Here is a 20,900-nt window from a genome sequence, read left to right on the forward strand (position 1 = left end):
CACCCGCCCCCCCCCCCGCGGCGGGCGCCGCCCCCCCCACCACCCACCCCCCCCCCCCCCCCCCCCCCCCCCCCCCCCCCCCCCCCCCCCCCCCCCCCCCCCCCCCCCCCCCCCCCCCCCCCCCCGGGACTGCTCCCCATGCTCCGCACCTGCCGCACTGCGCAGGGACACCCGCGGCTCAGGACCGGCACCGACTCGGCGCGGCCCCGCGGCACCGTCCGAAGTGGGGGGCAGATCGGGGGGCAACCGGCCGCTCAGGACCGCTGCAGACCGCTCAGGACCGCTCGGGATCGTCCGAGGACACGCGTAGCCTGCGCGTTCGCCGGGTCACCAGGCCCGGGACCGGCCTCCCTCGCGGGTTCGAGCCCCGTCACTCACCCTGCGCACAGAGGCCCTGGCCGGGATCCCCGGCCAGGGCCCCTGTCGTTCCCGGGGGTGCGTCGGCGCGGCGGGCGGACCAGGATGGCCCCGCGCCCCGTCGAGCCGAGGAGGGACGCCGTGCCGGACACCCCGCCACCCCGCGCCGGGCGACCGCGACCCGGCGCCCGCGACCCGCTCGCGGCCGGGTGGGACCGCGACGAGGCGGCCGCCGAGCGGGACGCCGACGCCCGCGAGCGCGACCGGGACGCGGAGGACCGCGACGAGCGCGCCGTCGAGCGCACGGCGGCCGCGGGGCACCGGCTCGTGACGGCCGACCGGGACACCGCGGCCGACCGGGACGCCGCCCGCGCCGACCGCGACGCCCAGGAGTCCGACCGCAAGGCCGCGGCCCGTGACCGCGAGGCGGCCGCCGCCGACCGGGACGCGGCGGCGCGCGACCGGGTCACCGCCCGGGCGGACCGGGAGCAGGCCGCGGTCGACCGGGCGCAGGACCACTGAGCGCGGGGAGCGGTCAGTCAACCGTCCCCGTGCGGATGACCTCCTCGGCCACCTGGCGCAGCTTGACGTTGCGGTGGCTGCTGGCGGTCCGGAGCAGGCCGAACGCGGCCTCCTCGTCGACCTTGCGCAGCGCCATGAGGATGCCGATCGCCATGCCGATCCGCCGGTTCGACTCGAGCGCGACGCGCAGGTGCGTCAGCTGCTCGTCGGCGGTGAGCAGGTTCTTCTCCATGCGGGCCACCTCGTCGGCGGACCGCTGCAGGGCGGCGGCGACCGCCGTCGAGGTCTCGCGGGGCGAGGGGCGCGACCGGTGGTCGGCGCGGGCGCCGGGGTCGAGCGGCGGGGGCTCCGCGGGGAGGTGGTCGGCCACCGGGGGCCTCCGTGCGGGCGGGGCGGAAGAGCCGGGACACGGGGTGCCCGGGGCTGGACACCTGGTCGTTCCCCCGACGGTAGCCGACGCCGCTCGCTCAGCGGCCGGACTCCGGTTCCGGAACGGATGAGTCCAGCGGGTGGGCGCGCTCGTCGGCGGGCAGCCGGGCGACCAGGAGGGTGACCGCCGCCAGCACCGGCGGCGCCAGCCCGGCCACGAGGAACGCCGCCTGCAGGCCGGCGCCCTCGCCCAGCGGCCCGGCCAGGGCCACCGACACCGGCACCAGCGCGCCCGAGACGACGAAGTCGAGGCTGGACACCCGCCCGAGCAGCGCGGGCGGGACGCGACGCTGCAGCAGGGTGCCCCAGATCGTCATCCCGCCGTGCACCCCGGCACCGACGAGGACGGCGGCGGCGATCATGACCGGCACCGACGTCGCGGTGCCGAACGCGACGAGCGGCAGGCAGCCGGCGGCCCACAGCAGCACCGTCGTCGTGAGGTAGCGGCGCGGCAGGGGCCGTGAGGCGACGACGAGCGAGCTCAGCGCGCCGCCGACGCCGGAGCCGGCGAGGACCAGGGCGTGCTCGACGGGGCCGCCGCCGGCGCGCTCGCGCAGGGCGAACGGCGTCAGGACCTGCAGCGGCCCGGTGGTGACCAGCAGCATCAGCGCCCCGAACAGCAGCGTGGCGAGCAGCCAGCGGGTGCGCACGAGGAAGCCCAGACCCTCGTGCAGGTCGGCCAGCAGCGCCCGCGCCGGGTGCGCCGGCCCGTCCGCGGCGCGGTGCACGGGCAGCAGCGGCAACCCGAGGACGCAGACGGTGGCCGCGAGCGAGGTGGCCGCCGTGGCCAGCAGCGCCGCGCCCGGGGAGGCCGCCGCCACCAGCAGCCCGGCCAGCGCGGGCCCGGTGACCTGGTAGAGCAGCGGCCGCATCGCGCCCTCGAGGCCGTTCGCGGCCAGCAGCTGCTCCTCCGGCAGCAGCGCGGGCACCAGCGCCGAGTAGGCCGGGTAGTGCAGCCCGAGCCCCGCCCCGCCGAGCAGCCCGGCGACGGCGAGCAGCGGCAGCGGCAGCGCGCCGGCCACCGACAGCGCCCCGGCGAGGCCCACCGGCACCGCCGCCAGCAGGGTGACGGCGACCAGCAGGTGGCGCTGCGGCACCCGGTCGGCGAGCACCCCGCCGGGCAGCGCCATCGCCAGCGTCCCGACCGCGGAGGCGCCGGTCACCAGCGACAGCTCCGCCGGGCCGCCGCCGAGGGCCACCACCTGCCAGACGGCGGTCACCGCCCAGGCGCCGTTGGCCACCAGCGACAGGGCCAGGGAGAGCGCCAGCCGGCGGTAGGCCGCCGAGCGCAGCGGCGCCAGCGCCCGCGGGGAGGCGGTCACCCGGCCATGGTCCCTCGCCCCGTTCCGGAACCGCGCATGGACCGGGCCCGGACCGGGCACCGCTCCCCCGTGGGGGACTGGCGGGAACAGCTGGACGGCATGCCCTTGGAGAGCCGGCTCAAGGCCCTGCTCGTCTACGAGCTGGCCTCCGACCGGGTGCCCGGGCAGCCGCTGGACGTGACGACGGCGGCGGTGCGGGCCGTCGCGACGGCGGAGGGCCTGGACACCGGCCAGCCGTGGATCGACGCGGCCGCCGCGCGGATCACCGCGACCCCGGACGGGGCCCCGGGCGCCTGACCCCGGTGTGCCGCCTGTGACGGCAGGGGCGGGTGCGCCGCCCCGATCCGGACACGCACCGGGCGGTGCTGGCCCGCCGCCGCGCCGCCTCGGACCCTGGCGGCATGACCACTGCCTTCTCCTACGGGACCGCGCACGCGGTCGTGATGGTCGGCTCGGTCGGCAGCCCCGAGGGCCTGCAGCCCCGGCAGATCGGTCCGGCTCACGCGACGATCGGCCGGGTCACCGGCCGCAGCCGCAAGTCGCTGTGCGGCGCGTACGTGGCGGTGGACGAGCAGACGGAGTGGCCGCCGGAGGAGTACGAGGAGCACCAGCTCTGCCAGGACTGCGCGGAGCTGGCCCGCCTCTGAGCTGCCCTCAGCCGCCCGCGACCGAGGGCAGCACCTGCACCACCGACCCGGCGGGCACCGGGGTCGCCAGGCCCGCGGAGAAGCGGACGTCGTCGCCGTCGACGTAGACGTTGACGAAGCGGCGCACCTCCCCCGCCTCGTCGCGGATCCGCCGCTCCAGCACCGGGTGGGTGGCCGCCAGCGCGTCGAGCAGGCCGGCCAGCGTCGCGTCGCCCGGGTCCACCTGCAGCCGCCGGGAGCCGCCGGCCAGGTCGGCCAGCACGCCCGGCAGCAGCACCTCGACGCTCACGGCAGCACCGCCGCGCGGACGCACAGGACGTCGGGCAGGTGCTCGGCGACCGTGGTGAACGTGTCGCCCTCGTCGGCGCTGGCGTAGACGCAGCCGTCCCGGGTGCCCACGTAGACGCCGGTCGGGTCGCCCTCGTCGACGCAGACGGCGTCGCGCAGCACCGAGGTCCAGGACCGGTCGGGCAGCCCCGCGCCGAGCTCGGTCCAGGTGGCGCCGGCGTCGCGGGTCCGGTGCACCCGCAGCCGCCCGTGCGGCGGCACCCGCTCGGCATCGGCGACCAGCGGCACCACCCAGGCGGTGCCCGGGGTGCGCGGCGAGGCGGCCACCGGGAAGCCGAAGTCCACCGGCAGGCCGGCGGCGATCGAGGTCCAGGACGCGCCGCCGTCGTCGGTGCGGAAGACGCCGAAGTGGTTCTGCGCGTAGAAGCGGTCGGGGTCGCCCGCGTCGGCGGCGACCTTGTGCACGCACTGCCCGTACCCCGGCGACGGGTCGGGCAGGAACGGCGCGGTGATGCCGGCGTTGCGCGGCGCCCACGTCGCCCCGCCGTCGTCACTGGCGTAGACGCCGCCGGCGCTCATGGCCACCAGCACCCGGTCGGTCGTGGGGTGCGGCAGGACGGTGTGCACCGCGCCGCCCCCGCCGCCCGGCTCCCAGGTCGGCCGGTGCGGGTGGTCCCACAGGCCGCGGACCAGCGCGAAGGTGCGGCCGCCGTCGTCGCTGCGCCACAGCGAGTGCGGCTCGCACCCGGCCCACACGACGCCGGGACGGCCGGCGGCGTCCGGGCGGATCTGCCAGACGCGGGCCAGCGCGGCCCCGGTGTCGGCCGGGAAGCGGATCGCGCCCTGCTCGGTCTCGGTCCACGTGCGGCCGAGGTCGTCGGACCAGGTGACGGTCGGGCCCCAGTGGCCGTACTGGACCCCGGCCAGCACCCGCGGCGCCGGCCCCCGGGTGTCGACGCCGACCGCCGCCACCTCCTGCGCGAGCAGGTGCGGCCCGTCCAGGGTCCAGGTGCGGCGGCCGTCGTCGCTGCGGGCCAGCCACAGTCCCTTGCGCGTGCCGATGGCGAGCAGGTCGGTCACGGTGCCTCCGCGGCGTCCGCGGGACCCGGCGGGTCCCTCCCGGCACTGCAGACCGCGGCGGGCGCCGGAACTGAGCGGTGGGCCCGCTCAGAGGCGCGTGGAGCCCTCCGAGCCCTCGGCGGTCCGGCCGGGGTGCCCGTCGGCGTGCCGGTCGGCGAGGCCCGGGGCCAGCCGCTCGGCCTCCGCCCGCAGCTTGTCCGCCGCCGAGGCGTGCTCCTGGGCCGTCTCGGCCCGCTGCCGGGCCTCCTGCTCCGCCAGGCGGGTGCGCTCCTCGACCTCGGCGCGCTCGCGGCGGGCGCGGGCGGCCTGCTCGTCGGCCAGCGCCTGCTCCTTCTCCGCCTGCACGCCGCGCAGCCGGGCCTCCTCGAGGTGCTCGCGCGCCTGGGCGCGCTGCTGCTCGCGGCGGCGTGCGCCGGCCACCCGGCTGCGCTTGGCCAGGGCGAGCCCGATCAGCGCCAGCACGACGACCGCCACGACGACGAGAAGAACGATCAACCAGGTGTCCACGACGCTCTCCCTCCCGAGATCGACTCGGGAGTGCCCTGGTGAGCGGCCCGGGAAACCGAGATCACTTCAGCGCGGAGCCCGCCTGCCACTGGTCCCACGGGATGGTCCAGTCCGCGATCGGCGAGGTGAGCGGGCCCGCGTCGGAGTTGACGATCTCGACGACGTCCCCCGGCTGGGAGAACTCGTAGAACCAGCGGGCGTTCTCGTCGGAGAGGTTGATGCAGCCGTGGGAGACGTTCTCCCGGCCCTGCTGCGCCACCGACCAGGGGGCGCCGTGCACGAACTCGCCGCTGTCGGACAGCCGCACGGCCCACTTCACCGGCGTGCGGTAGCCCTCGGGGCTGTCGACGGGCACGCCGTAGGTGCTCGAGTCCATGACCCGGTCCGGGTTGAGCTCGGTGACCACGTGCGGGCCGTTGTAGCTCGGGTTGTCCGGGCTGCCGGCGCTCATCGGCCAGTCCTGCACCAGCGTGTCGCCGTCGTAGACCTGCATGCGGTGGGTCGCGGCGTCGGCGATCGACACGTGCCGGTCGCCGATGCGGAAGGAGACCGTGCGGTCCTTCTCGCCCCAGACGCCGTCGCCGAGGTCGACGCCGTAGAGGTCGGCCTCGAGGGTCACGTCGGTCTGCGCCGGCCAGTACTGCGACGGGCGGAAGTGCACCTCGGTGTCGCTGATCCAGCTCCAGACGCCGTCGGTCGGGTTCGAGCTAGTGACCAGCAGGTGGCTCTCGGCGGCGGCCTTGTCCGCGACCGGCTGCTCGAAGTACACGCGGATCGGCATGCCGACGCCGACCGTCTGGCCGTCCAGCGGGCCGATCGAGGGGGTGGTGACCGTCTCCGGGTCCACGGTGGTGAAGGTGCTGGTCGCCTCGGCCCGCTCGCCGTCGGCGTTCGTCGCGACGGCGGTGAGCGTGTAGGTGCTGCCGTAGGTGAGGTCCTCGACCGGCGTCCAGACCTCGGTGCCCTCGGTCTCGCCGTCGGCCACCTGGCCGGGCACGTCCGCGCCGGCCCCGTCGGTGACGGTGACGTCGGCGAGGTCGCCGTCGGTGACGGAGATCTCCACCGGGTCGGCCGGGGCGACGTCGACCGCGCCGTCGGCCGGCGCGAGCCGCAGCTGCGCGGGGTCCGCGTCCGCCGAGGTCGGGGCCGCGGAGGACGTCGACGACGCGGACGCCGACCCGCCGCCGTCACCCTGGCACCCGCTGAGCAGGACCAGCGCCCCCGCCGTGACCAGCGCAGCTGTCCGTCGCACCGTGTCGCCCCCTCGTCTCCCCGTGGTCGTGCCCGGTCCCAGGGCACGGCAGTACCCGCTCAGTGTCCCCGCGGATCACGGAACCGTGGCGTCCGCCACCCGGGGACCCCCGAGCGGGACGCCGTCGACCGCTGGTATCGTTCTCCCTCGTGACCCGGGCAGCCGGGAGACACGCGCCATTAGCTCAATTGGCAGAGCAGCTGACTCTTAATCAGCGGGTTCGGGGTTCGAGTCCCTGATGGCGCACAGCACACGAGAGCGGCTCCTCCCCGGCGGGAGGGGCCGCCGCTGTCGTCTCACGGGCCGTCGCCGGGGACCGTCCCCTCGAGCAGCGGCCGCTGGCGCGTCGAGAGCGGGGCGAGCTCCGCGTCGAGGGCCCGGTAGGCCTCCCCCTCCCGCGCGAGGAACGCCGTCCAGGCGCCCCGGTCCCGCCAGCGGTCGACGGTGAGGAAGCGGCCGCCGTCCTCCGCGTCGCGGAACAGCTCGGTGCCGGCGTGGCCGGCGGCCCGCCGGAACAGCCGCGCCCAGTCCCCGTCCGCCCCGTAGGCCGCGACGAACCGGTCCACGGCCGGGGGCGCGACGTCGTACTCCCAGATCCGCACGAACACGCCGGTCCGGACCTCCGGCTCAGCCCAGCCGCAGCCCGTGCCCGGCCAGCGCCTCGTCGAGGAGGCGCAGCGCCCTCGGGCCGACGCCGTGCAGCGCGGCGAGCGCCGCACGCGGGACACCGTCGAGCGAGGCGAGGTCCGGGTACCCGGCCTGCTGCAGGGCGCGGGTGGCCGGCGCACCGATCCGGGGCAGCTCGTCGAGCGGCGTCACGCCCGGGACCGTAGCGGCCCCGGGCGGGCCGGAGGGTCAGCCGCGGACCGCGCGCACCACCCGGCGGACGCCGAGCACCGCGGCGCCCGCGCCGGCCAGCCACGGCCCGGCGACGACCACCGGGTCGAGCAGCTGGTGCCGGACGTCCGAGCGCCCGCGGCGCGAGCGCAGGCCGCCGCGGGTGAACTCGGTCCGCAGGCCGGTGGCGGGCACGTCGGGCCGGCCGGAGGCGAACGACCGCAGGTGGTGCTCCCAGGCGTCCACCCGGTCGCCGACGACGAGCAGCAGCCAGTGCGCGAGCCGGCCCTCGCTGAAGCGGGCGTAGGCGTACCGGCGGATCGCCCCGGACAGGCCGCGCAGCGGCTGCGCGGTGCCGAACACCGGCGTCACGAAGGCGTGCTCGATCGACCGCTCCCGGCCCTCGGCGCCCGGCTGGCGCTCGGGGAAGTCCCAGTGGGCGCCGGTGTCGGCCGGGTACTGCAGCTTCGGGTACGAGGGCCGGTCGGCCGGGTCGAGGTCGGCCCCCCACCCGGGGATGCGGGCCCGCAGCTCCTCGCGGCTCGGCGGCGGGGTGCGCTTGTCGCGGACGTACGCGCTCGGGATGTCGGACTCGGTCATGGTCGCCCCTCAGGCCGCGTCGGGCAGGATCACCGGCTTGATGCAGCCGTCGAGCTTGCTGGAGAACACGTGGTAGGCCTCCGCGATGTGCTCCAGCGGGAAGCGGTGGGTGACCACCTCGCGCGGGGTCAGGTGGCCGTTGCGGACGTGCTCGAACATCCGCGGCCACTGCCGCTTCACCGGCGTCTGGTTCATCCGGAGCGTGAGGCCCTTGTTCAGCGCGTCGCCGAACTTCACCGCGTTGGGGATCGGCCCGTAGGCGCCGACGACCGACACCGTGCCGCCCTTGCGCACGCCGTCGATCGCCCAGTTGAGCGCGACCGGCGAACCGCCCTGCACCTTGAGCTTGGTCCCGGTCACGTGCTGGAGGAGGTTGCCGTCGGCCTCCGCGCCGACCGCCTCGATGACGACGTCGGCGCCCAGGTAGTCGGTCTGCTTCTTCATCTCGACCACGACGTCGTCGTGCTCGTCGTAGTCGATCGTCTCGGCGTGGGCCATGGTCCGCGCCTTCTCCAGCCGCTCCCACAGGTGGTCGACGACGATCACCCGGCCGGCGCCCATGAGCCAGGCGGACTGGGCGGCGACCAGCCCGACCGGCCCGGCCCCCAGGACCACGACCGTGTCCCCCTCGGCGATCTCCCCGAGCTGCGCGCCGAAGTAGCCGGTGGCCGCGGCGTCGGTCATGACGACGGCGTCCTCGTCGTGCAACCAGTCGGGGATCCGCACCGGGCCGACGTCGGCGAACGGGACGCGCACGTACTGCGACTGGCCGCCGTCGTAGCCGCCGGTGGTGTGCGAGTAGCCGTAGATGCCGCCGACCGCCGTCGCGTTCGGGTTCACGTTGTGGCAGTTGGAGTACAGGCCGCGGGCGCAGAACCAGCACGACCCGCAGAAGACGTTGAACGGCACCATCACCCGGTCGCCGACCTGCAGGTTCCGCACCGAGGGACCGACCTGCTCGACGACGCCGATGAACTCGTGGCCGAACGTGTGCCCGATCCGGGTGTCCGGCATCAGCCCGTGGTAGAGGTGCAGGTCCGAGCCGCAGATCGCCGCCAGGGTGACCCGGACGATCGCGTCGTTCGGGTGCTCGATCGACGGGACGTCCTTGTCCTCGACCCGGACCTTGTACGGCCCGCGGTAGACCATCGCACGCACGCAGCGCCCCTCTCCTCGTGCCGGGCCCTGCACACCGGCGCCGCCCCAGCCGTGCCCGGCGCCCGCCGGCCGGAAACGGTTCCGGTCGCCCGAGGGGCCGCGGACCGCTCAGGCGGTCGTCGCGCCGGGCGCCCGGGCGCCCGGGGACCGCCTCCGCTCCGTGGCACGGGTGACGCCGTCGAGCAGCCGGCGCAGGTCCGCGGCGTGCTCGCCGAGGTCCTCCTCCAGCCCGGCGAGGACGGCGCCGGCGTCGCGTGCGAGTCGCCGGCCGGCGCCGGTCAGGCGGACCAGGCGCCCACGGGACCGGGCGGGGTCCGCGACCGTCTCGACCAGGCCCAGGCGGACCAGGCCGGCGACGAGGTCCTGCTGGGCCTGCCGGGTGGTGCCCAGCCGCCTGGCCAGCTCCGCCGGGGCGACCCCGTCCGGCTCGAGGAAGGCGAAGACCAGGGACTGCGCCGCCGACAGCCGCGGCCACCCCCGGGCCGCCAGCTCCTCCCGGAGGACGGCGTCGAAGGACCGGCCGGCCTGCAGCAGCAGGTAGGCCAGCGGCAGCTCGTCCCGCCGTTGCACGGTCGTCAGGTTACCTGACACCCTGTCGACAGGGAACCTGACGACAGGAGGCCGGAGTGCGGATCGTGGTGTTCGGAGCGGCGGGCGGCGTCGGCCGGCACGCCGTGCGGCTGGCGGCCGGGCGCGGGCACGCCGTGGTCGCGGTTGCCCGCCGGGCGACGGGCCTGCCGGCGGCCGTCGAGTGCCCCGGGGACGTCCGCGACGCCGCCCTGGTCGCCGGGGCGGTACGCGGCGCCGACGCCGTCCTGTGGTGCGTCGGGGTCACCCGGTCCTCGGGCGGCGACGTCGGCCGGACGGCGCTGCCCGGGGTGGTCGCGGCCATGCGCGGGGCCGGGGTGCAGCGGTTCGCGGGGATCTCCGGCGCGGGGGCGGACCTGCCCGGCGACCGCAAGGGGCGCGGCGCCCGCCTCGTCTCGGGTCTGACCCACCGGCTGGCGCGGGACGTCGTCGAGGACAAGGAGGGCGAGTACCGGGTGCTCGCCGGCTCGGACCTGGACTGGACCCAGGTGCGCCCGCCGCGGCTGGCCGACCGGCCGGGCACCGGCCGGTACCGGCTGACGACCGAGGCGCCGGGGCTGCGCGCGGCTCCGCTGGCCAAGGCGGACGCCGCCCTCGCCCTGGTGGAACTGGCCGAGGGACGGGACTGGCTCTCGGCGGCGCCGTTCGTCGTGGCCGGCGACCGGTGACCGTGCTCGTCGCCGGGGCCACCGGCACGGTGGGGAGCGAGGTCGTCCGCCGGCTGGCCCGCCGCGGGGCCTCCGTCCGGGCCGGCGCGCGCGACCCACAGCGGGCGGTCGCGGCGCTCCCGGCCGGCGTCCCCGCCGTATGGCTCGACCTGGAGGACCCCGCCTCCTGGCCGGCCGCCCTCGACGGCGCCGAGGCGCTGTTCCTGCTCCGCCCGCCCGACGTCGCCCGGGTCGAGCGCCTGCAGCCCTTCCTCGACGCGGTCGTCGCCGCCGGGGTGCGGCGGGTCGTCCTGCTGTCCGTGCAGGCCGCCGGGCGCAACCCGCTGCTCCCCCACCGGGCCCTGGAGAAGCGGGTGGAGGCCACCGGCCTGGCCTGGACCCACCTGCGGCCGGCCAACTTCCTCCAGAACCTGCTCACCGTGCACCGCGAGGAGATCCGGGACCGGTCGCGGATCTCGGTGCCGGCCGGGAACGGGCGGACCGCCCACGTCGACGTCCGCGACCTCGCCGAGGTGGCCGCCACGGCGCTGACGGAGCCGGGCCACGAGGGGCGGGCCTACGAGCTGACCGGCCAGGAGGCGCCGACCTTCGCCGAGATCGCGGCGACCCTGTCGGCGGTGCTGGGCCGCCCGGTCGTCTACCCGCGGCCGGGAGCGGTCGTCTTCGTGCGCCAGCAGCTGGCCGAGGGCACGCCTCCCGGACTGGTGCTGGTCATGACCCTGCTGTTCACGACCACCCGGCTCGGCCTGGCCGCGCGCACGACCGACGACCTCGCCCGCCTGCTGGGCCGGGAGCCGACTCCCCTGCGCCGGTTCGTGGAGGACCACGCCGACGCCTGGCGGCCGGAAACCGGTTGATCCGGTCGCCAGCATGGAGGGCATGACGACCACCCCCGGGCTCGAGCCGGTGCACCGTCCGGAGGACGGCGAGCTCGTCGGCCACCTGACCGCCGCCCACGGCCGGGACGGGTGGACGGCGCACGCCGTCCCCGGCATGCCGCTGCGGCGGTTCCCCAGCCGCGAGCAGGCGGTCGCCTTCCTGCGCGAGCGCGGCCTGGCGCTGCTCGCCGGGCGCTGGACCTACACGCCCGAGACCGGCGAGCCGCGCACCGCGTGGCTGGTCGAGGCCCGCCCCGGGGCGGTCGTGGTGCGGTTCGGGTACGACCCGGCGTCGGTGCCGCCGGCCGGCGCGGACCTCGGCCGGCTCACCCCGGCATAGCGGCGGGCCGGGGAGCGTTCCGCGGGCGTGAGCAGCCCGCGGGACGTCGACGTCGTGGTCATCGGCGCGGGCCAGGCCGGCCTGTCCGCCGCGTACCACCTGGCCCGCCAGGGCTTCGCGCCCGGCCGCGGCTTCGTCGTCCTCGACGCCGACGCCGCACCCGGCGGGGCGTGGCAGCACCGCTGGCCCTCGCTGACCCTGGCGACCACCCACTGGGTGCACGAGCTGCCGGGCCTGCCGTTCGCGCCGGCGTCGGAGGACCTGCCCGCCGCCGAGGCGGTGCCGGCCTACTTCGCCGGGTACGAGCGGCGCTTCGCCCTGCCGGTGCAGCGGCCGGTGCGGGTGTCCGCGGTGCGCCGCACCGGCGACGGGCGGTTCCTGGTCGAGGCGCCCGAGGGGACCTGGCGGGCCCGCGGCGTGGTCAACGCGACCGGCACCTGGACGCGACCGTTCGTGCCGCACTACCCGGGGCAGGAGACCTTCCGCGGCCGGCAGCTGCACACCGTGGGCTACCGCGGCGCGGAGGAGCTCGCCGGGCTGTCGGTCGTCGTCGTCGGGGGCGGCGCCTCGGCGGTGCAGCTGCTCGGCGAGATCGCGCCGGTCGCCCGCACGACCTGGGTGACCCGCCGCCCGCCGGTCTGGCGCGAGGGCCCCTTCGGGGAGGAGCAGGGCCGGGAGGCGGTGGCCCGCGTCGAGGCGGCGGTCCGCGCCGGCCGGATGCCCGGCAGCGTCGTCGGCGCGACCGGGCTGGTGGTCACCCCGTGGGTGCGCCGCGCCCTGGACGACGGCGTCCTCGCCCGCCTGCCGGTGTTCGACCGGATCACCCCCGACGGCGTCGCCTGGGACGACGGCCGGTCCGTCGCCGCCGACGTGATCCTGTGGGCCACCGGCTTCCGCGCCGCGGTCGGCCACCTGGCCCCGTTGCGGCTGCGCACCCGCGACGGCGTCATCCGGCTCGACGGCACCTCCGCCGTCGGCGAGCCGCGCCTGCAGCTGGTCGGCTACGGGCCCAGCGCGAGCACGATCGGCGCCAACCGGGCCGGCCGGACGGCGGCGGTGACCCTGCGCCGGCTGCTCGCCGCGGACCTGCCCCGCAGCGCCTGACCGGGGGCGTCCCCCAGCGCCGGGTGGGGGACGGTCCAGGGTCGGGGCGGGGGTCCTCCCCGATGTGCGGGGCACCCCGCTGCCGAGAGCCTTCCCGGCATGACCTCGCAGCCCTCCCCTCCCCCGGCGGTGACCCCGTGATCGTCGCCAGCGGACTCACCAAGCGCTACGGCGACCGGGTCGCCGTCGACCGCGTCTCCTTCACCGTCCGCCCGGGCCGGGTGACCGGCTTCCTCGGCCCCAACGGCGCCGGCAAGTCGACGACGATGCGGATGGTCATCGGCCTGGACCGGCCCACCGAGGGCTCGGTCACCGTCGACGGCATCCGCTACCTCGACTGCCCCGCGCCGCTGCGCGCGGTCGGCGCGCTGCTCGAGGCCCGCGCGCTGCACCCGGGCCGCACCGCCTGGGCGCACCTGCGCTGGATGGCCGCGTCCAACGGCATCCCCGCCGCCCGCGTCGACGAGGTGCTCGGCCTGGTCGGGCTGGAGGCGGTGGCCGGTCAGCGGGTCGGCCGCTTCTCCCTCGGCATGGGCCAGCGGCTGGGCATCGCGGCCGCGCTGCTCGGCGACCCGCCGGTCGTCGTCCTCGACGAGCCGGTCAACGGGCTGGACCCCGAGGGCATCCGCTGGGTGCGCACCCTGGCCCGCGACCTCGCCGCCGAGGGCCGCACGGTGCTGGTGTCCAGCCACCTCATGGCGGAGATGGCGCTGACCGCCGACCACCTCGTCGTCATCGGCCGCGGCCGGGTGCTCGCCGACTGCCCGACGGCGGACTTCATCGCCGAGCACGCCGCCTCCCACGTGCGCGTCCGCACCCCCCGGCCGGCCGACCTCGCCGAGCTGCTGCGGCGCTCGGGCGCCGACGTCACCCGCGACGGCGACGAGCTGCGCGTCCAGGGCGTCGACGCCGCCGCCACCGGCGAGCTCGCCGCCGGCGCCGGCCTGGTGCTGCACGAGCTCGGCCTCGTCCGGTCCTCCCTCGAGGACGCCTTCATGACCCTGACCGCCGGCAGCGTCGAGTACGCCGCCGCCCGCCCCGCCGAGGTGACCCGGTGACCGCCTCCACCCTGGCCGCGCCCCGCGCGTCCGCCCCCGCCCCGGCCGCGACCGCCGGGCTGCCCCGCGCCCTGCACGCCGAGTGGATCAAGCTGTGGTCGGTGCGCTCCACCGGCTGGTCGGTGGCCGCCATGGTCGCCCTCGGCGCCGGGCTCACCACGCTGGTGTGCGCGCTGGTCGCCCCCGACCTCGCCGCCGGCGAGACGGGCGAGCCGGTCGGCGCGTTCATCACCTGGGGGCTGCTGTTCGCCCAGGTCACCGCCGTCGTCCTCGGCGCGCTCGTCGTCACCGCCGAGTACGGCACCGGGATGATCCGCGCGACCCTGGCCGCCACCCCGCGCCGCGGCACCGTGCTCGTGGCCAAGGCGGTCGTGCTCAGCGCCGTCCTGTTCGTCGCCGGGGTGGTCACCGCGACGCTCGGCTGGCTCGGCGGCAACGCGTTCCTGTCCGCGGAGGGCATCGGCCTGTCCCTCGGCGACGACGGGGTGCTGCGCTCGCTGCTCGGCAGCGGCCTCTACATGGCCGGTCTCGGGCTGTTCGCGATGGCCGTCGGGCTGCTGGTGCGCTCCACCGCCGCCGCGGTGTCGGTGGTGCTCGCGCTGGTGTTCCTCGTCGGCAACCTGGTGATGCTGCTGCCCGGCGCCCTCGGCGAGTGGCTGACCAAGCTCATGCCGGGCAACGCCGGCTCGCGGATCGCCATGCCGGAGTCGTTCAACCCGCTGCTGCTCGAGCCGTGGACCGGGTTCGCCGTCTTCGCCGCCGAGGTCGCCGTCGTCCTCGCCGTCGCGGCCGTGGCCTTCACCCGCCGCGACGCCTGAACCCGCGCGCCGGCCCGCCCCCTCCGTCCGGGACGGAGGGGGCGGGCTGGCACCGTGGAGGGGTGACCTCCCCCGATCCCGCCGCCCTGGGGCGCGAGCGCGCCGACCTGCTGCTGACCCGCCTCGAGACCGGTGACGACGCCGGCGCCGACTCGTTGCTGGCCGAGGTCGACGAGGTGCGCGACCTGGTCTACGTCGGCGCGGCGCTCACCGCGCGGGCCCGGGCCGAGGGACGCGCGCTGCCGCCGGCGCAGCGGGCGCAGGCCAACACCCGGCAGCTGCGGCTCGGGGCGGTCCGGGACGCCGCCCGCACCGACGTCGCCGCGCTGCGGCAGTGGCTGCGCCGCTCCGGCGAGGAACTGCTGCTCATCCGCTCGCTGCAGGCCGCGGCCGACCGCGTCTCCTGACCCCGCATCCCTGACGCCGGGGGCTCAGACCGCGGCCGGTACCGCCGCGTTGCGCGGCTCGAGGTGCACCCCGGCGATCGTGCAGCGCACCGAGCCGCCGGCCAGCTCGACCGTCGGGACGGCGACCGGCAGCAGCCGGGCCGACGCCTCGATCACCCGCCGCTGGCCGGCGTCCAGGCTCGCCACGGCCCGCGCGGACAGCGCCAGCACGGGCCGTCGGCGCCCCGCACCTCGATGGCGTTGCCGGCGAACTCCCCGACCTGCCGCGCGGTGAGCGGGACGACGGTGCGCCCGGTCGCCTCCAGCCGGGCGACGAGCTCCGCCCGCTCGGCCGCCGACGGCAGCAGCTCCAGCCCGACCAGCGCGAACTCGCCGGCCACGCTCATCATCACGTTGGTGTGGTGGACCCCCCGGCCGGCCGCCTCGACGGCGTCGAAGACCACCGGCTCGTAGCCGAAGCCGCGGCAGAAGCGGTCCAGCGCCCACGGGTCGACCCGCAGCGACCGCGCGACGTAGGCCGTGCGCGCCACGTGGCCGAGCACCATCGCGCCGGTGCCCTCGAGGTAGCGGCCGTCGTGCTCCAGGCCGGAGAGGTCGACCACCCCGTGCACCCGGCAGGCGGCCTCGAGGAACTCGACGACGTCGCCGCGCCGCTCCCCGCGCCGGTTGGCCGCGTACATCGGGAACAGCGCGACCCGGCCGTCGGCGTGGGTGGACAGCCAGTTGTTCGGGAAGACGCTGTCGGGCCGGCCGGGCTCGGGGTCGTCGAACAGGTGCACCGTGACGCCCGCGGCGGTGAGCGCCTCGGCCAGCGCGGTGACCTCGTCGTACGCGCGCCGGGCGAGCACGCCCGGGTCCTCGCGGACGACGGGCACCTGGAAGGCGTTGTCCCCGAGCGTCAGCGGGTTGGGCGAGAAGGTGTGCGGGCGGACGAGGACGACGGCCGGGGGGGCCTGGGCGGCGGCCCCCCCGGCGTCACGAGGGGATCGGCGTGAACGCCGCGACCATCCCGAACAGGTCCTTGGGGTCGTCCGGCTCGGCGACCAGGTCGATGTCGTCGACCCACGGCGTGCCGGCGACCGCGTCGCGCACGTAGCGCAGCGCCGACAGGTCCTCGACCGCGAAGCCGACGGAGTCGAACAGCGTCACCTGGGCCGCCGAGGTGCGCCCGGCCGCCCGGCCGGTGAGCACCTGCCACAGCTCGGTGACCGGGAAGTCGGCGGGCATCGCCTGGATCTCGCCCTCGACGCGGGTCTGCGGCGGGAACTCGACGAACACCTCGACGTCCTCGCGCAGCAGGATCGTGGGGTCCAGCTCGGTCTTGCCCGGGCAGTCGCCGCCGATGGCGTTGAGGTGCACGCCCGGCTCGATCCAGTCGGCCTGCAGCACGGTGGCCCGGGCCTTGTCGGCCGTGCAGGTGGTGACGACGTCCGCGCCGCGCACCGCCTCGCGGCCGGAGGACGCCACCGTCACGTCGAAGCCCAGCGGCTCGAGGTTGCGGACCAGCTTGGCCATCGCGGCCGGGTCGGTGTCCCAGACCGTGACGTCGTTGACGCCGAGCGCCCCGCGCATGCCCAGCGCCTGGAACTCCGACTGGCTGCCGGCGCCGATGAGCGCCAGGCGCCGGGAGTCCGGCCGGGCCAGGAGGCGGGCGACCATCGCCGACGTCGCCGCCGTCCGCAGCGCGGTCAGCAGGGTCATCTCGGCGAGGAAGACCGGGTAGCCGTTGGAGACGTCGGCCAGCGCCCCGAAGGCGCTCACCGTCTGGAAGCCGCGCGCCGGGTTGCTCGGGTGCCCGTTGACGTACTTGAAGGCGTACGTCTCGCCGTCGCTGGTCGGCATCAGCTCGATCACGCCCCAGGGCGTGTGGCTGCCGACGCGCGCGATCTTGTCGAAGGACTCCCACCGGCGGAAGTCGTCCTCGATGTAGCGGGACATCCCGGTGATGATCCGCTCCGGCCCGGTCTCGGCCGTCCAGCGGACCATGTTGCGCACGTCGACGAACGCGGTCATGCCGGAACGGTATTGCTGGGCGATCTGCACACACAATGAGCGAACGGCGCGCGTTGTGCCCAGGGACCGACCACTCCAGCAAGATCAGTTGTACGTTCTGCGCATGGCCGACCTCAGCGACCTCGACCGCCGTCTGCTCTCGGCGCTGCGCGAGGACGGCCGGGCGCCGGTGGCCGAACTGGCCCGCCGGCTCGGGGTCACCCGGGCGACGGTGACCAGCCACCTGGACCGGCTCGTGGCCGAGGACGTCATCGTCGGGTTCACCGTCCGGGTGCGGGACGAGGCCGCCGCGGGCGGGGTCCGGGCAGTGTCGCTGGTCGAGGTGGAGGGCCGCTCCACCGACGACGTCATCCGGCGGCTGCGCGGCTTCCCGGAGATCGAGTCGATGCACTCGACCAACGGCGCGTGGGACCTCGTCGCCGAGCACCGCACCACCGACCTCGTGGAGTTCGACCGGCTGCTCAACCGGATCCGGTCGGTGCCCGGGGTGATCAACAGCCAGACGAGCCTGCTGCTGACCTCCGTCCTGCGCTGAGCGCTCAGGCCGCGCGGGTCGCCGTCCGGGCCAGCGGCAGCCCGGCCAGCAGGACGCCGGCGACGAGCACGTAGGTCCAGGGCAGCCCGACGCCGGCCGCGACCAGCCCGAGGACCAGCGCGCCGATCGCCGTCCCCGCGTCGAAGGAGGCGTTCCACAGCGCGCTCGCCGCGGTCGAGCCGCCCTCCCCGGCGCGGGCGAAGGCGGTGACCAGCGTGAGGTTCTGCACCGCGCCGTAGCCGGCACCGAAGACCGCCGCACCGACGAGCACGACGGCGTCGCCCGTGACCAGGCCCAGCGCGACGGCGGCCAGCCCGACCGCGCCCGCGACCAGGGCGGCGGGCAGCAGCCGGCGGCTCCCGAGCCGGTCGGCCAGCAGCCCCGCGCGCCAGCGGGTGAGCGCGCCGGTGATGCCGAAGAGGAGCAGCGCGGCCGTCGCGAGGACGCCGTCGGGACGCTCGATGGGCAGGAAGGTGACCACGCCGCCGCCGGCGAGGGTGACCAGCAACAGCACCGCGGACGGCGCCAGCGCGGCGCGGGCCGCGGCGCGCGAGGACGTGCCGGCGCCGCCCTCCCAGTGCACCGAGCGGGCGAGCCCGGGCACCAGCGGCAGCGCGAGCACCGGCGAGGCGGCCAGCCACGCCAGCCAGCCGGGGTGCCCGTCGAGCACCAGCGCCACCCCGGCCGGCACCGCCACCAGGTTGGGCACCGCGATCGCCAGCCCGTACAGCCCGATCGACTCGCCGCGGCGCTCGGGCGGCGCCACCTGCGCGGCCAGCACCGCGCCGAGCACGGTGAGCACCGCGAAGCCCGCGCCGCGCACCGCAGACACCGCCGACAGCCACGGGACGCCGTCGCCGAGGGCGTACAGCGGCGAGGGCGCGCCCAGGGCGAGCAGGCCGGCGGCGAGGACCGGGCCCAGGCCGAACCGCGCGGTCAGCGGCGGGACGACCGACTGCACCGCGATGGTCACCACCAGGAAGACCGCGGTCACCACGCCGGCGGTATCGGGCGACGCACCGCCCGCCACCGCGTGGGCCGGCAGCGAGGCGAGGGTCAGGCAGTAGCTGGCGAAGCCGAGCGTCGTCGCCCCCACCAGCGCCCGCATCGCCGGCAGCCGCCACAGCGACACCCGGTCCGTCGTCCCCCTGCTCACACCGCTCCCCTCCGCGGGCGTCGTCGCCCGGCCGCCCAGCATGACCGGGGGACCGGCGGCTGCCGGGTGGGGGGTGCCCGTGCTGCTCACCGTGGGCCACGGGGCCGACGACCGGACCGCCCTCGCCGCCCGCCTGTCCGGTGCCGGGGTGGACCTGGTGGTCGACGTCCGCCGCTTCCCCGGCAGCCGGGCCAACCCCGACGTGCGGCGGGAGGCGCTCGAGGAGTGGCTGCCGGCCGCCGGGATCGGCTACCGGTGGGAGGAGCGGCTCGGCGGGCGCCGCCGGCTGCCGCCCGGCGAGCCGGTGGCCGACGGGTGGTGGACCGTCGCCCAGTTCGCCGCCTACGCCGCGCACACCCGGACGCCGGCGTTCGCGGCCGCGCTCGACGGCGTGCTCGCCGAGGCGGCGCACGCGACGGTCGCGGTGATGTGCAGCGAGGGCGTGTGGTGGCGCTGCCACCGGCGGCTGGTCGCCGACGTCGCCGTCCTCGCCCGCGGCGTGCCGGTCACCCACTCGATGCCCGACGGCCGGCTCACCCCGCACCGCCCGGCGGAGGGGGCGGTGCTGGGCGCCGACGGCCTCGTCCGCTGGCCGGGCTGACCGTGCCGCGATCACGGCGCCGGGACCACCCGGAGGGGCCCGGGAGGCGGTCACGGCGCCGTGATCGCGGTGGAGCCGGTCAGCCCATGTGCGGGTAACGGTGGTCGGTCGGCGGCACGAAGGTCTCCTTGACCACCCGCGTCGACGTCCAGCGCAGCAGGTTCTGCGCCGCGCCGGCCTTGTCGTTGGTCCCGCTCGCCCGGCCGCCGCCGAAGGGCTGCTGCCCGACCACGGCGCCGGTGGGCTTGTCGTTGACGTAGAAGTTGCCCGCCGCGAACCGCAGGAACCGCTCGGCGTGCGCGATGGCGGCGCGGTCCTGCGCGATGACGGCGCCGGTGAGCGCGTAGGGCGCCACCGACTCCATCTGCTCGAGCACGGCGTCGTACTCGGTGTCCTCGTAGACGTGCACGGCCAGCACCGGGCCGAAGTACTCGGTGGTGAACACCTCGTGCCCGGGGTCGGTGCCCTCGACGATCGTCGGGCGGACGAAGAAGCCCTCGCTGTCGTCGGCCTTGCCGCCGGCCACGATCGACAGCGCGGGGTCGTCCTCCACCCGGTCGAGCACGCCGGAGAGCTTGCTGAAGGACTTCCGGTCGATGACCGCGCCCATGAAGTGGGACAGGTCGGTGACGTCGCCCATCGTCAGCGACTCCGTCGTCGCGACCAGGTCGTCGCGCAGCCGCCGCCACACCGAGCGCGGCACGTAGGCGCGCGAGGCGGCCGAGCACTTCTGGCCCTGGTACTCGAAGGCGCCGCGGACCAGCGCGGTGCGCAGCACGTCGAGGTCGGCAGAGGGGTGGGCCACGACGAAGTCCTTGCCGCCGGTCTCGCCGACGACCCGCGGGTAGCCGCGGTAGGAGGCGATGTTCTCCCCCACCGTCCGCCACAGGTGCTGGAAGACCGCCGTCGACCCGGTGAAGTGGATGCCGGCGAGGTCGCGGTCGGCGAGGACCACCTCGGAGACGGCGACGCCGTCGCCGGGCAGCATGTTGACGACCCCGGGGGGCAGTCCGGCGGCCTCGAGCAGCCGCATGAGGAAGTGCGCGGCGAACTGCTGGGTGGGCGCGGGCTTCCAGACGACGGTGTTGCCCATGAGCGCCGGCGCGGTGGGCAGGTTGCCGGCGATCGCGGTGAAGTTGAACGGCGTCACCGCGTAGACCGGGCCCTCCAGCGGCCGGTGGTCGATGCGGTTCCAGGTGCCGGGCGAGGACTGCGGCTGCTCGGCGTACACCTGGCGGGCGAAGTGCACGTTGTAGCGCCAGAAGTCGGCGAGCTCGCAGGCGCTGTCGATCTCGGCCTGCTGGGCGGTCTTCGACTGGCCGAGCATGGTCGCGGCGTTGAGCGTCTGCCGCCAGGGCCCGGCGAGCAGGTCGGCGGCCTTGAGGAAGACCGCGGCGCGGTCGTCGATCGACAGGTCGCGCCAGGCCGGGGCGGCGTCCTTCGCGCAGCGCAGCGCCTCCTCGGCGTCGGCGTGCGTGGCGTGCGCGGAGGTGCCGAGGACGGCGGCGTGCCGGTGCGGCTGGACGACGTCGAAGCGCTCGCCGCCGGCCATGCGCTGCCGCCCGCCGAGGGTCGCGGTCAGCTCGACCGGGGCGGCGGCGAGCTCGGCGAGGCGGTTCTCCAGCTCGGTCCGCTCGGGCGAGCCGGGCGCGTAGCCGAGCACCGGCTCGTTGTGCGGCGGGGGGACGCGGGTGGTGCCGTCCATCGGGGACCTCCGGATCGAATGCGGCAGAAA

At 76.8% G+C, this 20,900-nt stretch carries 28 protein-coding genes and 1 tRNA gene; 13 read left to right on the forward strand and 16 right to left on the reverse strand.

Annotation, left to right across the window (positions count from 1 at the left end; genetic code table 11):
- The first annotated feature begins 498 nt into the window (after positions 1-498).
- Positions 499-879: a hypothetical protein gene (locus ACI8AA_RS15110; protein WP_457045224.1), complete on the forward strand. Its 381-nt coding sequence runs from the start codon at positions 499-501 to the stop codon at positions 877-879.
- A 13-nt stretch (positions 880-892) separates the two neighbouring features.
- Here ACI8AA_RS15110 and ACI8AA_RS15115 read toward each other — a convergent pair whose 3' ends face one another.
- Positions 893-1,249: an ANTAR domain-containing protein gene (locus ACI8AA_RS15115; protein ID WP_457045225.1), complete on the reverse strand. Its 357-nt coding sequence runs from the start codon at positions 1,247-1,249 to the stop codon at positions 893-895.
- Between the two features lie 97 nt (positions 1,250-1,346).
- A complete protein-coding gene (locus tag ACI8AA_RS15120) occupies positions 1,347-2,630 on the reverse strand; it encodes an MFS transporter (protein ID WP_457045226.1) in 1,284 nt (427 codons plus the stop codon).
- Positions 2,631-2,666: 36 nt separating this feature from the next.
- On the opposite strand from ACI8AA_RS15120, the gene ACI8AA_RS15125 reads away from it, so the two are divergent.
- Positions 2,667-2,927, forward strand: a complete 261-nt coding sequence (locus ACI8AA_RS15125) for a hypothetical protein (RefSeq protein ID WP_457045227.1) — start codon at positions 2,667-2,669, stop codon at positions 2,925-2,927.
- A gap of 104 nt (positions 2,928-3,031) precedes the next feature.
- A complete protein-coding gene (locus tag ACI8AA_RS15130) occupies positions 3,032-3,277 on the forward strand; it encodes a hypothetical protein (protein WP_457045228.1) in 246 nt (81 codons plus the stop codon).
- 7 nt (positions 3,278-3,284) lie between these two features.
- Here ACI8AA_RS15130 and ACI8AA_RS15135 read toward each other — a convergent pair whose 3' ends face one another.
- The 4 genes from ACI8AA_RS15135 to ACI8AA_RS15150 all read right to left on the reverse strand — a co-directional run bounded on the left by ACI8AA_RS15135 (position 3,285) and on the right by ACI8AA_RS15150 (position 6,404).
- Positions 3,285-3,566 (reverse strand): ubiquitin-like small modifier protein 1, encoded by a 282-nt coding sequence (locus tag ACI8AA_RS15135; RefSeq protein ID WP_457045229.1) that lies wholly within the window; start codon positions 3,564-3,566, stop codon positions 3,285-3,287.
- The gene (locus ACI8AA_RS15140; protein WP_457045230.1) at positions 3,563-4,645 is read right to left on the reverse strand and encodes a WD40/YVTN/BNR-like repeat-containing protein; all 1,083 of its coding nucleotides are present in this window, start codon (positions 4,643-4,645) and stop codon (positions 3,563-3,565) included. Before ACI8AA_RS15140 ends, ACI8AA_RS15135 begins: the two co-directional genes overlap by 4 nt.
- 87 nt (positions 4,646-4,732) lie before the next feature.
- Positions 4,733-5,152, reverse strand: a complete 420-nt coding sequence (locus tag ACI8AA_RS15145) for a hypothetical protein (RefSeq protein ID WP_457045231.1) — start codon at positions 5,150-5,152, stop codon at positions 4,733-4,735.
- Positions 5,153-5,213: 61 nt separating this feature from the next.
- Positions 5,214-6,404, reverse strand: coding sequence for a L,D-transpeptidase (locus ACI8AA_RS15150; protein ID WP_457045232.1), 1,191 nt, complete (start codon positions 6,402-6,404; stop codon positions 5,214-5,216).
- Positions 6,405-6,577: 173 nt separating this feature from the next.
- Between ACI8AA_RS15150 and ACI8AA_RS15155 the strand changes: the two genes are divergently transcribed.
- Positions 6,578-6,650, forward strand: a tRNA-Lys gene (locus ACI8AA_RS15155).
- A gap of 50 nt (positions 6,651-6,700) precedes the next feature.
- Here the strand turns inward: ACI8AA_RS15155 and ACI8AA_RS15160 are convergent.
- The 5 genes from ACI8AA_RS15160 to ACI8AA_RS15180 form a co-directional block, all read right to left on the reverse strand.
- Positions 6,701-7,012, reverse strand: coding sequence for an antibiotic biosynthesis monooxygenase family protein (locus ACI8AA_RS15160; protein WP_457045233.1), 312 nt, complete (start codon positions 7,010-7,012; stop codon positions 6,701-6,703).
- 19 nt (positions 7,013-7,031) lie between these two features.
- The gene (locus ACI8AA_RS15165; protein WP_457045234.1) at positions 7,032-7,223 is read right to left on the reverse strand and encodes a DNA-binding protein; all 192 of its coding nucleotides are present in this window, start codon (positions 7,221-7,223) and stop codon (positions 7,032-7,034) included.
- A 36-nt stretch (positions 7,224-7,259) separates the two neighbouring features.
- Positions 7,260-7,841, reverse strand: coding sequence for a hypothetical protein (locus tag ACI8AA_RS15170; RefSeq protein ID WP_457045235.1), 582 nt, complete (start codon positions 7,839-7,841; stop codon positions 7,260-7,262).
- A 9-nt stretch (positions 7,842-7,850) separates the two neighbouring features.
- On the reverse strand, positions 7,851-8,990 hold the full coding sequence (locus tag ACI8AA_RS15175) for a zinc-dependent alcohol dehydrogenase (protein WP_457045343.1): 1,140 nt from the start codon (positions 8,988-8,990) through the stop codon (positions 7,851-7,853).
- A 117-nt stretch (positions 8,991-9,107) separates the two neighbouring features.
- Positions 9,108-9,569, reverse strand: a complete 462-nt coding sequence (locus ACI8AA_RS15180; RefSeq protein WP_457045236.1) for a MarR family winged helix-turn-helix transcriptional regulator — start codon at positions 9,567-9,569, stop codon at positions 9,108-9,110.
- A gap of 56 nt (positions 9,570-9,625) precedes the next feature.
- On the opposite strand from ACI8AA_RS15180, the gene ACI8AA_RS15185 reads away from it, so the two are divergent.
- The 7 genes from ACI8AA_RS15185 to ACI8AA_RS15215 all read left to right on the forward strand — a co-directional run bounded on the left by ACI8AA_RS15185 (position 9,626) and on the right by ACI8AA_RS15215 (position 14,860).
- The gene (locus tag ACI8AA_RS15185; protein WP_457045237.1) at positions 9,626-10,255 is read left to right on the forward strand and encodes an NAD(P)-dependent oxidoreductase; all 630 of its coding nucleotides are present in this window, start codon (positions 9,626-9,628) and stop codon (positions 10,253-10,255) included.
- On the forward strand, positions 10,252-11,112 hold the full coding sequence (locus ACI8AA_RS15190; protein ID WP_457045238.1) for an SDR family oxidoreductase: 861 nt from the start codon (positions 10,252-10,254) through the stop codon (positions 11,110-11,112). Before ACI8AA_RS15185 ends, ACI8AA_RS15190 begins: the two co-directional genes overlap by 4 nt.
- Positions 11,113-11,134: 22 nt before the next feature.
- Positions 11,135-11,473, forward strand: coding sequence for a hypothetical protein (locus ACI8AA_RS15195; protein ID WP_457045239.1), 339 nt, complete (start codon positions 11,135-11,137; stop codon positions 11,471-11,473).
- Positions 11,474-11,500: 27 nt separating this feature from the next.
- On the forward strand, positions 11,501-12,577 hold the full coding sequence (locus ACI8AA_RS15200) for an FAD-dependent oxidoreductase (RefSeq protein ID WP_457045240.1): 1,077 nt from the start codon (positions 11,501-11,503) through the stop codon (positions 12,575-12,577).
- A 137-nt stretch (positions 12,578-12,714) separates the two neighbouring features.
- Positions 12,715-13,635 carry an ABC transporter ATP-binding protein gene (locus tag ACI8AA_RS15205; RefSeq protein WP_457045241.1) on the forward strand — a complete coding sequence of 307 codons (921 nt, stop codon included), beginning with the start codon at positions 12,715-12,717 and terminating at the stop codon, positions 13,633-13,635.
- Positions 13,632-14,453: an ABC transporter permease subunit gene (locus tag ACI8AA_RS15210; protein WP_457045242.1), complete on the forward strand. Its 822-nt coding sequence runs from the start codon at positions 13,632-13,634 to the stop codon at positions 14,451-14,453. The genes ACI8AA_RS15205 and ACI8AA_RS15210 overlap by 4 nt, the downstream gene beginning before the upstream one ends.
- 62 nt (positions 14,454-14,515) lie before the next feature.
- Positions 14,516-14,860, forward strand: coding sequence for a hypothetical protein (locus ACI8AA_RS15215; RefSeq protein WP_457045243.1), 345 nt, complete (start codon positions 14,516-14,518; stop codon positions 14,858-14,860).
- Positions 14,861-14,884: 24 nt separating this feature from the next.
- Here the strand turns inward: ACI8AA_RS15215 and ACI8AA_RS15220 are convergent, their stop codons facing one another.
- The 3 genes from ACI8AA_RS15220 to ACI8AA_RS15230 form a co-directional block, all read right to left on the reverse strand.
- Complete coding sequence (locus ACI8AA_RS15220) at positions 14,885-15,046, reverse strand: arginine deiminase-related protein (RefSeq protein WP_457045244.1); 162 nt, start codon at positions 15,044-15,046, stop codon at positions 14,885-14,887.
- Positions 15,013-15,762, reverse strand: coding sequence for an arginine deiminase-related protein (locus ACI8AA_RS15225; protein WP_457045344.1), 750 nt, complete (start codon positions 15,760-15,762; stop codon positions 15,013-15,015). Before ACI8AA_RS15225 ends, ACI8AA_RS15220 begins: the two co-directional genes overlap by 34 nt.
- Before the next feature lie 73 nt (positions 15,763-15,835).
- The gene (locus tag ACI8AA_RS15230; RefSeq protein WP_457045245.1) at positions 15,836-16,873 is read right to left on the reverse strand and encodes an ornithine cyclodeaminase; all 1,038 of its coding nucleotides are present in this window, start codon (positions 16,871-16,873) and stop codon (positions 15,836-15,838) included.
- A gap of 103 nt (positions 16,874-16,976) precedes the next feature.
- Between ACI8AA_RS15230 and ACI8AA_RS15235 the strand changes: the two genes are divergently transcribed.
- The gene (locus tag ACI8AA_RS15235; RefSeq protein WP_456925970.1) at positions 16,977-17,408 is read left to right on the forward strand and encodes an Lrp/AsnC family transcriptional regulator; all 432 of its coding nucleotides are present in this window, start codon (positions 16,977-16,979) and stop codon (positions 17,406-17,408) included.
- Positions 17,409-17,412: 4 nt separating this feature from the next.
- Here ACI8AA_RS15235 and ACI8AA_RS15240 read toward each other — a convergent pair whose 3' ends face one another.
- Positions 17,413-18,564: an MFS transporter gene (locus ACI8AA_RS15240; RefSeq protein ID WP_457045246.1), complete on the reverse strand. Its 1,152-nt coding sequence runs from the start codon at positions 18,562-18,564 to the stop codon at positions 17,413-17,415.
- 79 nt (positions 18,565-18,643) lie between these two features.
- Here ACI8AA_RS15240 and ACI8AA_RS15245 point away from each other — a divergent pair, with 79 nt between their 5' ends.
- Positions 18,644-19,165 (forward strand): DUF488 domain-containing protein, encoded by a 522-nt coding sequence (locus ACI8AA_RS15245; RefSeq protein WP_457045247.1) that lies wholly within the window; start codon positions 18,644-18,646, stop codon positions 19,163-19,165.
- Positions 19,166-19,244: 79 nt separating this feature from the next.
- Here ACI8AA_RS15245 and pruA read toward each other — a convergent pair whose 3' ends face one another.
- The gene (gene pruA, locus ACI8AA_RS15250; protein ID WP_457045248.1) at positions 19,245-20,870 is read right to left on the reverse strand and encodes an L-glutamate gamma-semialdehyde dehydrogenase; all 1,626 of its coding nucleotides are present in this window, start codon (positions 20,868-20,870) and stop codon (positions 19,245-19,247) included.
- Between the last annotated feature and the right edge of the window lie 30 nt (positions 20,871-20,900).

It is taken from the genome of Geodermatophilus sp. SYSU D01180, assembly GCF_054050415.1.

Coding starts and splice junctions, on each gene's coding strand:
- ACI8AA_RS15125 (WP_457045227.1), top strand. CDS start 2,667: ATGGACCGGGCCCGGACCGGGCACCGCTCCCCCGTGGGGGACTGGCGG.
- ACI8AA_RS15230 (WP_457045245.1), bottom strand. CDS start 16,873: ATGACCGCGTTCGTCGACGTGCGCAACATGGTCCGCTGGACGGCCGAG.
- ACI8AA_RS15170 (WP_457045235.1), bottom strand. CDS start 7,841: ATGACCGAGTCCGACATCCCGAGCGCGTACGTCCGCGACAAGCGCACC.
- ACI8AA_RS15130 (WP_457045228.1), top strand. CDS start 3,032: ATGACCACTGCCTTCTCCTACGGGACCGCGCACGCGGTCGTGATGGTC.
- ACI8AA_RS15175 (WP_457045343.1), bottom strand. CDS start 8,990: ATGGTCTACCGCGGGCCGTACAAGGTCCGGGTCGAGGACAAGGACGTC.
- ACI8AA_RS15235 (WP_456925970.1), top strand. CDS start 16,977: ATGGCCGACCTCAGCGACCTCGACCGCCGTCTGCTCTCGGCGCTGCGC.
- ACI8AA_RS15195 (WP_457045239.1), top strand. CDS start 11,135: ATGACGACCACCCCCGGGCTCGAGCCGGTGCACCGTCCGGAGGACGGC.
- pruA (WP_457045248.1), bottom strand. CDS start 20,870: ATGGACGGCACCACCCGCGTCCCCCCGCCGCACAACGAGCCGGTGCTC.